The sequence below is a fragment of the Terrimonas alba genome, from assembly GCF_042434975.1.
Classification (GTDB): Bacteria; Bacteroidota; Bacteroidia; order Chitinophagales; family Chitinophagaceae; genus Terrimonas_B; species Terrimonas_B alba.
This window is the reverse complement of record NZ_JBHMQM010000002.1, coordinates 160,418-173,316: the sequence shown is the minus strand read 5'-3', so window position 1 is coordinate 173,316 and position 12,899 is coordinate 160,418. Positions and strand designations below refer to the sequence as shown.

At 42.0% G+C, this 12,899-nt stretch carries 6 protein-coding genes; all 6 read right to left on the bottom strand.

The window, feature by feature from the left end; genetic code table 11:
* Positions 1-44 precede the first annotated feature (44 nt).
* Positions 45-1,193 carry a glycoside hydrolase family 88/105 protein gene (locus ACFEL9_RS05465; RefSeq protein ID WP_385886845.1) on the bottom strand — a complete coding sequence of 383 codons (1,149 nt, stop codon included), beginning with the start codon at positions 1,191-1,193 and terminating at the stop codon, positions 45-47.
* An 18-nt stretch (positions 1,194-1,211) separates the two neighbouring features.
* Positions 1,212-2,528 (bottom strand): BNR repeat-containing protein, encoded by a 1,317-nt coding sequence (locus tag ACFEL9_RS05460; protein WP_385886842.1) that lies wholly within the window; start codon positions 2,526-2,528, stop codon positions 1,212-1,214.
* A 98-nt stretch (positions 2,529-2,626) separates the two neighbouring features.
* Complete coding sequence (locus ACFEL9_RS05455) at positions 2,627-4,249, bottom strand: RagB/SusD family nutrient uptake outer membrane protein (protein WP_385886839.1); 1,623 nt, start codon at positions 4,247-4,249, stop codon at positions 2,627-2,629.
* Positions 4,250-4,359: 110 nt separating this feature from the next.
* Positions 4,360-7,410 carry a SusC/RagA family TonB-linked outer membrane protein gene (locus ACFEL9_RS05450; RefSeq protein WP_385886836.1) on the bottom strand — a complete coding sequence of 1,017 codons (3,051 nt, stop codon included), beginning with the start codon at positions 7,408-7,410 and terminating at the stop codon, positions 4,360-4,362.
* A gap of 247 nt (positions 7,411-7,657) precedes the next feature.
* The gene (locus ACFEL9_RS05445) at positions 7,658-11,713 is read right to left on the bottom strand and encodes a hybrid sensor histidine kinase/response regulator (protein ID WP_385886834.1); all 4,056 of its coding nucleotides are present in this window, start codon (positions 11,711-11,713) and stop codon (positions 7,658-7,660) included.
* 84 nt (positions 11,714-11,797) lie between these two features.
* Entirely contained in the window at positions 11,798-12,832 is a 1,035-nt protein-coding gene (iolG, locus tag ACFEL9_RS05440) for an inositol 2-dehydrogenase (RefSeq protein WP_385886831.1), read from the bottom strand.
* Positions 12,833-12,899: the final 67 nt, after the last annotated feature.

Genomic DNA, 12,899 nt, shown 5'->3' with positions numbered 1-12,899 from the left:
AAGTTTTTTTCGAATGAAACTAAAAATATTTAAGTCTGTATTTGCTACTTCTTATCAAGGTAGCGATACATTTCACAGGCAGCTAATAGAAAGGCGCCAACTCCAAAATTAGAAGTTGAATTTTTATCAACTACCTGCCCGGGTATAGCCCTTTCACCAATGGGTTGCACATAACCTATCTTTCCATCCGGTTGCAATGCCACCTTAACCAGGTAATCCCAACTCTTTTTTACTACTGGCAAATATTCCTTTTCTTTTAAATAGGCATTATTAATGCCCCATAGTAATCCATATGTAAAAAAAGCCGTTCCACTTGTCTCAGGACCTGGTGCATGAGCAGAGTCCAATATGCTTCTTGTCCAATACCCCACCTGCTGCTGCGATTTTTTTATTGTTTCAGCCATCCCTTTAAACTTCGTAATATACTCGTCCCTGTGCAGATCATCTTTGGGTAAATCTTTTAACACTTTTGCCAAACCAGCAAACACCCAACCATTCCCCCTTGCCCAGAAGTCTTTTTTACCATTAGCACTTTTATGTTTTGGATAAACATATTTCGCATCACGATAATATAGCTTCTCTACGCTATCATACATGATGCTATTAGCGTAACTAAAGTATTCATTCAATTTATCAAGGAATAATCTATTACCGGTGACGTTATACAATTTTGTCATTATGGGCATCACCATATACAGCCCATCGGCCCACCACCAATAATCATTTTTGGAAGTGCTCATTTCATACTCCATTACTTCCTTTGCCCTTGCAATTTTTCTTTCATCTTTTTCTATTGTATAGAGATCAATATAGGTTTGAAAACAAATTTGCCAGTCACCAAAGAGCACATGATCATCCGTTTCACCATAATTATATTTCCAGGCAGTTTTGTCATTTGATTTAGCACCCATCCACTGATTATGTTCGGCCCAGGCTGCCGAATATTTCTTATAGCTTTCATTCTTTGTCAAAAAATAAGCTTCCATATTACCGGTGTGATACGCAGCATCGTTCCAAAAGGCCCAACCATGTTGTGGATTTTGTGCTTGCCAATAACCATTTACCTGGCGAATGATATCCAATACATCCTGTTTAGAATTAACTCCAACCGTTTTACCCCTCTTCTGCGCAGTACAACTGGTAAAAACAATAGCGATGGTTGTAATATTTATAATGAGCTTTTTAATTTTCATAATTCGGTTTTCATTTTATTAAAACGGTGACCATTCCAACACCTTTACCATCTCCGGTGGAGTGTCAATTACACCTTCTGCATCTGCCTGTTTCACATGTTGTACAAACAGATTTATTTTTTGCGCCTGTCTCCATAACCCGGTATCATAAGTAGGCTCCCAGGCGCCTGTATTCTCATCGGCCAGATCAAACACCTTCCACTCATTCCTTTTATGAATAGAAGTATTGATTGCCACTGATGGCTTATTATTTCTTGCCGCATCCCTGAAGATAAGTGCAGCCGCAACATGTCGTCTTTTTTTCCAGCTAATTACCTGCGGACGTGATATTGGAATTTGTTTGGTACCGGTTCCACTCAAACTAAAATTTTGTGTTCGAAACCCAAGGTTTTGCATTTGCCATTGCCTATTTTTTTTATAAACAATATGATATTGCGGAACACTTTGCTCATCCTTTTTCCAATAGCTGGCAATAATAGGATTGCCGCTTTTATCAGCGGACATAGATGTCTGATTGATCAATTCACTATTCTGCGGAATGTGCCAGGCGTATTCAGCGGTTGTAGCGTTGATCGGCAGTTGATATTTCTTGCCCCGGGAATTCTCCCATGTCACTCCGCCGTCTTTTGATCTTGCATAGCAGAGGTCATGGTTACTGGCCACATCAGGACTTTCCCGCCATACCCATGAAATGTGAATGATATTTTTATCATCAACACAGGCCTGCCAATATGCATTTCTTTTTCCTTCACCATCAATTAAATTATCAGATAATTGTATCCACTGTTTAGTGGCGATACTGTATTTGTTAATGACTAAATTTCCTCTGCCCGATCCACCATCACGATACAAAAAGAGCAGATCACCACCCGACATTTTATAAAATTCAGGATAGCTGACACTGTTCTCATTTTTACCCGTCATGATCCTTTTCTCTCCCATCTCCAGCGACAAGGGTCGTTCGCTAATGCTATAGTTTAGCTTGTTATTATGATGATCCCACGCAAGGTGCAAATAACCTTCACCATCAATCATCATGCTGATACTGTTATGGGCATCTTTGATATTACCGGTAAAAGCAGTTTCCTTCAATTGCCATTCACTTGTTCCTGTTTTTCTTTTGCCAAGAACCACATTTCCGTCCTTATTGTAAAAACTGATGAATTGCCAATCGCCATGAGTAACCAGTGAATTCTTTCTAAACACAACTGCATTCACAGAATTTCCAGCCCAGCCACTGTCAACCTTTGTGATAGCTACACTACCCATTAATTGTGCTGTTGCTATAAGAGCATTTAACAGAAAAAAAACAATCGTTAATGTTCGACAAGCCATCTTTGAAATTTTCATTTGACTGCAAAATAAAATGGCCGGAACAAAAAACCATCCGGCCATTACTTGCTGCTATGTATGAAACTAACTGCCTCCGTGAATTAATACCCGGTATTCTGTTCCAGCGTTGCGTCTTTATTCAAATTAATTTCCGATTGTGGAATGGGCATCAACAAATGTTTATCCTCGATGCCGTTAAGTTGGTTCACCGGGCTCACTGCATTCAGGCGTTTGGCTCTTTCAACCAACGTTTTTGTCCGCATCAATGTCATCCGCCTGTTTTCTTCACCAACGAGTTCCCGGGCTCTTTCATCCAGGATATAATCCAATGTGACATCTCCAGGCACCACAGGTGTTGCGTTAGCCCTGCCCCTGATCACATTCAGGGTAGTGGCCGCTTCTGCTAATTTACCTTGTTTAAACTGCGCTTCAGCCAACAACAAATATGTTTCGCCCAAACGCATTAAAATAATATCCTTGATCATTGCAAAACCAAACTCATCCTTGGGATCAAACTGGTACCATTTGGTAGTATGCGGTGGTATCCGGAATACCGTGTCAAATCCGGTGTAGGGAACAGGCAGACCATAAGTAGCGGGTTTGCCTGGATCATTGTAAGTATATCTTCTCCTGAAATTGTAAGGAGAATTGCGCATGTCATTGTCCTCGTACAAGCCATAAATAACCCAGTCGTTCAGGCGTAAACGGGCCAGGCCGCGACCACCCAGTGAATCGGTAATTTTCATCCCGCTGATCTGGTAGTACGCAGCATTCCAAACGCGGCGTTGTTGTGGGTTGTTGGTGATACCACCGATAACAGCAGCCGGGTGCTCCATCTCCATTGTCCAGATCACTTCTTTATTCTGCTGTGATCTTCTTTGGTTACCATAAATAAACATATCTGCAAATGGATCGCCGGCCTGGTTAGCACGGGTACCAAAACGTGTTGTGGTCAACGTGAAAAAACCACTATTAATCACTTCCTGTGCCTGTTGTTCGGCTTTATCATTTTTATCCATGCGCAGGTAAGCCTCTGCCAGCAGGTGCTTAGCCATATACTTATTTGCACGGGCAGCTGGTTTACCGCCCGCATTGGTTGTAGAACCAGGATTTCCGGGATCAGGTAAATTGGTGCCAGCAAAAAGCAAGTCTTCCTCAATCAATGCATTCACTTCATCTAACGGCGCCCTGACAAAATCTGTCTTCGGTGCGGTCAGCGGTTCTTTTACTACCGGTACTTTACCGAAACAAGTAGCGAGAATATTATAAGCATAGGCTCTGAAAAACCGTGCTTCACCATTCACAGCATTTTTTTGAACATCAGTCATGCTGGTCAAAGCAGGGTCTTCCACATTTTTAATAATGATATTGGCGTTATTAATCATTCTGTAAGCCCAGCTCCATGTAAAGGAGGCGGCAGCATCGGTGGAAACCAGCGAAGGATAATTATAGTAAGGCACTTCAATACCCTCCTGTTGGCCGGCATAAGCGATATCAGTTCCGACCTGCCAAACATTTAACCAACCCTGACGGTCACTGGTTGTATAAAACTGGCTGAGATGATTGTACAAACCGGCCAGTGATGCCTCAAAACCTAAAGGATCTTTGAGTGTTTCCGGAGCATACGATGAATAAACAGTTTCGTCTAAAAAACTCTTCTTGCAGGAAGAAAAAACCATCATCATGGCAAAGGCAGGAAGAAGTATATATGATAACTTTTTCATTTGATTATTTTTTATCGTTTTTTAGCCAAATGGAATTCGCCAAATAATCAACCGTAGTTGTGATCCGCGGCGGCGAGTCATGGCTCATTTCATTTGATTCTTTTTTTGAATTAACGAAGTGTGATATTGGCGCCAAAAACAAAAGAACGCACAGGCGGATAGTTATTCACCCAGTCGCCGGAACCTCTAAAGGTGAAATCCTGCTCAGGATCCCAGCCCTGCCAATCTGTAAAGGTGTGCAGGTTTCTTCCACTGGCATAGATGGTTAATCCCGCCAGTTTTATTTTATCCAGCAATGTTTGCGGCATGGTATAACTTAAGGTTACATCTTTGATACGGGTATAGCTGGCATCTTTGGGATAACCATACCCTCTATTGCCTGTAAGGGCCAGTGCACTCAAGGAAGGACGTGTGTTAACCGGGTTGGCAGCGGTCCAATATTCAATTTCTGCCGGAATGTTCATTCTGCCAGCTTCATCCGCAAATGTCAGGTTCACATTATTGCGCATAGCGCCTTGTGAAGTTTGGATGAAGATATTCAGGTGGAAATTTTTATAATGAAAAGTATTGGTTAAACCACCAGTCCATTTAGGTAAGCGGGAACCCAAAATGCTCCTGTCATTCGCATCAATTTTTTTGTCACCATTGATATCCTTGAATTTTAAATGGCCGGGTTTTGCGGTCTTATCAACATTGGATGGATCCTCTCCCTCTTGCCAAACACCTTCCATCGTGTAATCATATATTACACGTAACGGCTCACCGATAAACCAGCCATTCCCAATATCACTGATCTCCTTGCCCGTAGAATCGAAGTTGCCATAGAGACTAACAACCTTATTTTTATAAGAAGCAAAATTTAATGAGGTTTCCCATTTGAAATCACCGCTTGAAATGTTTACGGTATTCAACGTAACCTCGATACCGGTGTTTTTTGTTTTACCGAGATTATCCAGGATGTTGGCATACCCGGTTATAATCGGGATGTTACGTCTCAACAGGATATCGCTTGTTTTAGTGTTGAAGGCATCAATCGTACCACTGATCCTGTTTTTCAAAACAGAAAAATCGACACCTACGTTTAAGCCTTTGGTTTCTTCCCAATGAAGATTGGCATTACCAAGATTGCTGGCTAATACACCAATTGTACTTACACCGCTAAAGGGGAATCGGTTCGTACCGGCTGTGGTGACTGTTCCATTGATGTTAATAGCTTCATTACCTGTTTTACCATAAGAAGCTCTTAACTTCAGGCTATTCACCAATCCTACATTTGACATGAATTTTTCATTGTGAATGTTCCAACCCACAGCCATGGAAGGAAACACGCCATACTTACTGGTGTTGGCGCCAAACACTGATGAACCATCTCTTCTTGCTGTAAGTGTCAGCAAATACCTGCTGTCATAAGAATAATTGAAACGTCCCATTTGCGATGCATTGGCCTTACCATCCTGGAAGGAGCCTGCTGTTTGAGTAGCACCGGCGCCAAGGTTGTAAAAGGACAATTGGTCGTTGATAAATCCTGTTGCAGAAGAACTATTCTGGTAATAGATTTTTTCCTGTGCACTGTAAAGCGCTGTCAGGTCAAAATGATGTTTTTGGATATCCTTTGTATAAGAAAGAATATTTTCAATGATCCAATATTTAGACTCTGAGTTGAAAGTATTAGCAGTGCCCAATTGGTTATTTACACTTCTACCTTCATAACCACCGGTGCGGGCTCTTACAAATGAGTAAGCAGCGTTTAACCTGTATTTCAAACCTTTAACAAAAGTTGGCTTCAGTTCTGCATAGGCATTACCGGTAAGGTTATTACTTCTGTCGATCCGTTGAGTTGTCAATCCCAAAAGCGGATTAAGATATAACAATTCAGGACTCATCGGGTAGATAGTGTATTGTCCATTGGCATCACGTACTTGTCCATAAGGGCTCATGCTGGAAGCGAGATAAAAATTGACCCTGCCCCCATCGGAGTTATTGTTGTTAAAGAAGAAAGAAGTACCAGCGGAAAGCCATTCCGTGATATTTACATCCACATTGGATCGGAGGTTGATCCGTTTATATTGATATCCCAAAACGGCGCCCTTTTGTTTCAGGTATTCCGCAGAGATATAGTACTTCGCATCTTTAGTACCTCCTGATACGCTCAGGTTATGATCGGTGAGTGTTCCCGTCTGGGTGGCCTCGTCAACCCAATCAACTGGTTTGAAATTCGGATTGTAATAATTATTCCGTTCAAAAAGATTGGGCAAGACAGTCGTATCGTTCAAGCCGTTTTGGGCTTTATAGTCGGCCCATTTCTGTACATATCTTTCAGGACTACTTGGGTGCAGTGAGTTAATAATATTTTCAACGCCTGTATATACATTATAGCGGATAACTGGTTTACCCGTAGCACCTCTTTTAGTAGTGATAAGAATGACACCATTTGAACCTCTTACTCCATAAATAGCTACGGCCGATGCATCCTTTAGTATTTCCATGGAGGCGATATCGTTCGCATTGATATCATTGGTCGTAGCATCCGGCGCCAGGGGAATACCATCCAAAACGATCAGGGGAGAATTGTTGGCGGTAATCGAATTAATACCCCTGACCTGCACACTGGCTGTTCGGCCAGGCACCTGCGACGGGGTCGATACATTAACACCAGCCACCGCACCCTGTATGGCCTGCATCACATTAGTAACAGGCAGCTGTGAAAAACGGTTTTTAGGAACAGAGGCTACTGAACCCGTAATGTCGGACCTTTTTTGTGTTCCATAACCTACCACGATCACTTCGCCGAGCTGGCGATCGGTAGCGATTAATTTAATGCCCATCGTACCGCTGGAACCGGCATTCATCTCAATTGGTTTGAATCCTACATTACTGATTTGGAGCACATCTCCGTCGGCAGCTTCGATCACAAAGTTTCCCTGGCCATCGGTAATAGTGCTGGTGGCCTTGCCTTTAATAACAACCGTTGCACCAACCAGGGGTTGCCCATTTTCGGAATCGGTTACCGTGCCAGTCACTTTTTTTACCTGGGCATAGGCGGTTTGAAAACAGATTAGGGAAAATAAAAAGTAAAAAGCCATTAAGCGGGCCAGCTTTCTCGTCGAGGTGGCTTTTACAGACATGCGCCGGGCCTCAAGTGATTTGCAGTTAGACATCATACGACAGCGTTTTGTTTTTGAGAAGCATTGAAGAGGGTTCGCCTCGTCAACGAATTACCCAATAAATTTCACTGCGAAATCAACTTTAGCACGGGGGACAAATGATAAATAAAGGGGGACAAGTTTAAATCTTCCCCCTTTATTTCCCGCTGAAAATGACGGAATATTACCTTGGAGTCGCCTTTATGGCAATTAAAATAAAAATCATCGGCATGGTTGTCTGAAAATTGACTAAGTGCCGTTGGGGCTATTCAGCGGGTTTTGTTCCCAACACACGACGATACCTTTTTACATACTCGGAGGGATTCATTTCGAAAAGCTTGTTGAACTGCTCCCTGAAATATTTTACATCATTAAAACCGGTAATATAAGTAACCTCTACGATTGTCTTGTCTGTATTGATCAACAACTCGGCGGCCTTCCGGAGGCGAAGGTACCGGACAAAAACATTGACGGTAAGACCCGAAACGGCCTTTACTTTTTTGTATAGGCTGGGATGGCTCATGCCAATCTCCTTGCAAAATATTTTAATATTAAAATCAGGATTTTGAAGATGCTTATCTACGATCGCAATACAATCCTCGATAAATTTTTTATGCTCCCCGGCGATATTGATAGTGGGCCGGAGGGTGACGGCATTAAAAAAATATTGCTGGAGCCGGTTCCTTCCTTTTAATATATTGCCGATTCTGGCGATAATGATTTCCTTATCGAAGGGCTTGGTGATATAATCATCGGCGCCGCCGGCAAATCCTTTTAGTTTTAATTCGTCCGATGAACTGGCAGTAAGCAAAATGACCGGGATATGAGCAATCGCCGGATCCTCCTTTATCTTCCGGCAAAGTTCTAATCCGCCTAGCCTTCTCATCATCACATCACTGATGACAATATCAGGGATTTCTTTTTTCACGAGGTCATAACCATTCCCGCCGTCGTCTGCTTCATATATATTAAAGGAGCCGGAGAAGATTTCTTTAATATAAGAGCGGATATCCTCGTTGTCATCCACAATGACCATGGTCGGCAGGTCGGAACGCAATTTATCAATGACCTTTGTTTTGGCAGGAGCCGTGATCGTTTCCGAAGCAGCCGACTTTTCGGTGAGCGGTTCTTCCACCAACTCATGCAAAATGGTTTGACCACCTTTAAAGTCTCTGATCAAGTGGCCGGCAAAATGCTCCTTGCCTTTTAATAAATCAAGGATGAATTGGGTGCCCTGCCCGGGGTCGCTGGTATAGGAAAGTCTTCCATGGTGTGCTTCGGCTAATTTATAAGAAACATAAAGCCCAACGCCAAACCCTGTTTGAGATGCGCTGTCCTTACTATCCGCCCGGTAAAAAGATTCGAAAAGCTTATTGCCGATCCCGGCAGCAATACCAGACCCGGTATCTTTTACTAAAATCTCTATCTTATCTGCGGTCTCAATAATCCTGAGATCGACGGTGCCTCCGGGGCCAGTATATTTAAATGCATTCGACACCAGGTTGAAAAGAATTATTTCAATTTTTTCTTTGTCACCATAAATGGAAATAGGATGTTCGTTCCGGTCGAAGGAAAAATTTATATTTTTTGCGCTAGCATGCTGGCTAAAACTCAGGTAAACTTCCTGGCAGACCTCCACGATGTCAAAACATTCCACCCGCATTTGCTGATCGACCGATTCTACCTTGCGAAATAAAAGCAACTGATCGACGAGACTTAATAACCGCCGGGCATTGCGGTATACCATCGAGATCTTTTTTTGCGAGTCATCACTTTCTTTGGTTTTAAACAGTTCTTTCAGCGGATTAATAATCAATGTGAGGGGTGTTCTGAACTCATGGGAAATATGCGTAAAAAATGCGATCCGCTTTTCCGTTAATTCTTTTTCCTGCTCCTTGGCGAGATGAGCCAGTTTGATCTCGTAGCGAAGTCTCTCCTGCTTTTTATTATAGGCGATATAAAGATAGATGGCTCCCACCAGCAGCAATCCATATATCAGGTAAGCCCACCAGGTACGATACCAGGGTGGCAGCACCTTTATTTTTAATAATACAGTTTCTTCACCCCATTGGCCATCTGTATTAGTTGCTTTTACTTTAAACGTGTAATTACCTTCTTGTAGCCGGGAGTAATTAGCGGTACGGATATTATTGACATAATTCCAGTCTTTATCCCAGCCGTCTAACAGGTAAGCGTATTTTATTTTTTCTGTACCTGTGTACTCGAGTGCCAGGTAGTCAAGCGACAGGACTGCCTGATCGTACGAGACCGTTACCAGGTTTGGTTTATCATTTTCCCCGCGGGTTATATAAGCGTCATCCTGTTCACTGGAAACATTATTGACTTTTATCCCGGTTAAAAACACAGGTAGCTTAGCCTGCTTTGCATATACACTATCAGGATAAAAAATATTAAAGCCCCTGATGCCGCCAAAAAGAAACTCCCCGTTACTTAATTGTAAGCCCGCATTAAAACTAAACTGGTTGCTTTGCAAGCCATCTGATTGCAGAAAGTTCCGGCAGCTTTTAGTATTGATCTCAAATTTGCAAAGCCCGTTATAGGTGCTAAACCAAAGAAATCCTTTACTATCTTCAAGAATCCGAAGAATTGAATTATTAGGCAATCCTTCCGCAGTTGTGTACCGGGTATAAGATCCATCAGTTCTATCAAACAACAGGAGTCCCCCTCCTTCTGTACCGATCCAAAAATTTCCGTTCTTGTCTTCATGGATAGATCGAACAGGGAAGCCAATATTAAATACCCGGTGTTTTTTTGCAGCGACATCAACCGCTATAAGCGACATGTATGTACCTGCCCACAACTGTCCCTTCTTATCTTCTGCCAGGCTTTGTACATTCACAATGGAGTTGTCAAAAAGATCAAATTGATTTGAGCTTCGATTAAAAGTATATAAAGTACCATTGTTGACAGTGCTGACCCATAGTCTTTGTTGCCTGTCTTCATAAATCACCCATACATTATTTTCTTCGAGATTAGTACGGGGATTTAAACAAGTGAAGCGATCAAAAGATTGAGTCGTTTTATTCAGCCGGTTGATTCCTCCAAAGTAGGTTGCTATCCATACATCATTATTAAAATCCGTAGTGATATAGGTAATAAAATTGCTGCTGATCGATTTTTTGTCAGAAGAATTATTAATATACCGGGAAAAAGTGTTCTTCTCTCTATTCCAATATCGTAACCCGGCGCCGGATGTTCCTATCCATACATTGCTCTTTTCATCCTCGCAAAAGGAATTGATATAATTATCAATGTTATTGTTTTGACCAGGGACTGAATACGTAATCAGTCTGAAGGGACTGGTTTTTGAATCAATGATATTTACCCCACCCCGCAACGTGCCGATCCATTTTCTTCCATCTTTGTCCTCGAAAATATCAGCGATGGCTGAACTATTTAAGAAACTTACTCCCGATGATGATTCATATGGAACTGCCTGCCCGGTTTGCTTTGAAAACAGCCATAAGCCGCTGCCATCAGTTGCAACCCATAAAATTCCTTGTTTATCTTCTAAGATGCGTGTGACCTTCTTCTTTGACGACATCAGGTTTTCAGAAAAGGTCATTGTATTATGATCAAACCGATAAAGTCCATTATCGTTGCCAAGCAGCAGGTGTCCTTTTCTATCGGTTTTTAAACAAATGGCTTGTTTAATGGAGGTCGAGATGACCTGGAGAGTTCTTTTCTTCAAATCATATTTGCATAATCCCACCTGGTCGACAAATATCCACGCTGATTGGCTGGCAGAATCAATATCAATAGCTGAGACAGTATAATTAGTTTTATTTTCTGAAAGAAACTGCAACGGAATCCGAATGCCGGTTTGAATATTGTTTTCAAAAACCAATAATCCCTTCGATGAGCCGGCAAGAATAGTTGTTTTGAATGAACGGATAATAAAAACAACTTCGTGTATTTCTTTCACTTCCGGCTCATCCCATTCGCGGTACTTCGGAGCAGAAAATTCTGATCTTACCGGGTTGTAGATACTTATTCCCTTTAAGCCACCGATCCAGATGTTTTGGCTGGCATCACCATCCATGGTGTAAATATGATTATCGCGAAGGGAACGATTGTCGCCGATGATATTACGAAAAACACGGAAGGAATAACCATCATACTTATTCAAACCATCATAGGTGCCAATCCACATAAAGCCATGATGATCCTGGAAAATAGACGTGACAGTATTATTGGATAATCCCTTTTCAATGCCGAGATATTCCACCCGGGGATCATCAGATGCATGAATACATGAGAAAAATAAAAGTGAGAAAACAAGCAGCCAACTTTTACACATAACAGGTACCAAATTATAACTCCGCACAATCGTAACACAAATATCCCAAATTGGCAACTAAATGAACAGATTGATGCTTCGCCTTTAATCTATCAGTTCACTAACGTTGGTGGTGATTTCAGCAAGCTTTACGGGACGACCTTCTTCCATCGATAATTTGGCTGCCACTGCTATACGTGTAGCTTCCAGCGCATCTTCGCCACCCACCGGCATTGGCTTATTGTTTGCCAGCGCATCAACAAATAATTCTATCTCATTTAAATAGGATGCGGCATACCTATCCATAAAAAAGTCCAATGGCAATGCCTGGTGAATACCATTCGCATCATATATCACATTTCGGTTATGCAAATTATTTTCCACCTGGATCATTCCTTTATCACCAAATAATTCCAGCCGCTGATCATAACCATACACCGCTTTGCGGCTATTATCGATGACGGCATAAGTACCATCTTCAAAAGTAAGCGTTGTAAGAGCAGTATCAATATCGTTGGCTGTGCTCACGGCCTCATCGATCAATACAAGACCTTTGGCAAACACTTCAGTCACTTTTTTATCCATCATGTAACGGGCCATATCAAAATCATGAATAGCCATGTCCATGAATAAACCGCCTGAATTTCGCAGGTAGTCAATGGGTGGCAGGCCGGGATCACGGCTGGTGATCTTAACAATTTGAATGGAACCAATCTTTCCTTCCCTGCTGTTTTTGCGGGCCTGCATAAAATCAGGATCAAATCGCCGGTTGAAACCCAGCATTAACTTAACGCCAGATTTTTTTACGAGGTCTGCTAAAGCCGCACTTCTTTCCAATGACAGATCCATGGGTTTCTCACAAAAAATATGTTTACCTGCATTCGCAGCTAGTGTCAGCAAATCAGCATGCGAAGAAGTAGGTGTGCAGATAAGAACAGCATCTACATCAGGCCGCTGAATTACATCTTCAGCCCTCTGACTGAAAAAAACATTTCCAAACTCTTTTCTAAAAGCCTGCTCGTTGTACTGCGGATCTGCTACCGCTACTACTGCTGCATTCGGCATATATTGACTGATGTTGCGGAAATGTATCTTACCGATACGACCCATTCCCAACAATGCAATTCTTAGCTCTTTCATCTGTTTATTTTTTATGGTTTTTAGTCAGATGGAATTGGCCCTAAAAATTTTCTTCGCGACTGAGATA

What these genes read in the sequence shown, in the direction of transcription:
- ACFEL9_RS05460 (WP_385886842.1), bottom strand. Translation starts at nt 2,528, where the DNA reads ATGGCTTGTCGAACATTAACGATTGTTTTTTTTCTGTTAAATGCTCTT.
- iolG (WP_385886831.1), bottom strand. Translation starts at nt 12,832, where the DNA reads ATGAAAGAGCTAAGAATTGCATTGTTGGGAATGGGTCGTATCGGTAAG.
- ACFEL9_RS05455 (WP_385886839.1), bottom strand. Translation starts at nt 4,249, where the DNA reads ATGAAAAAGTTATCATATATACTTCTTCCTGCCTTTGCCATGATGATG.
- ACFEL9_RS05465 (WP_385886845.1), bottom strand. Translation starts at nt 1,193, where the DNA reads ATGAAAATTAAAAAGCTCATTATAAATATTACAACCATCGCTATTGTT.
- ACFEL9_RS05450 (WP_385886836.1), bottom strand. Translation starts at nt 7,410, where the DNA reads ATGATGTCTAACTGCAAATCACTTGAGGCCCGGCGCATGTCTGTAAAA.
- ACFEL9_RS05445 (WP_385886834.1), bottom strand. Translation starts at nt 11,713, where the DNA reads ATGTGTAAAAGTTGGCTGCTTGTTTTCTCACTTTTATTTTTCTCATGT.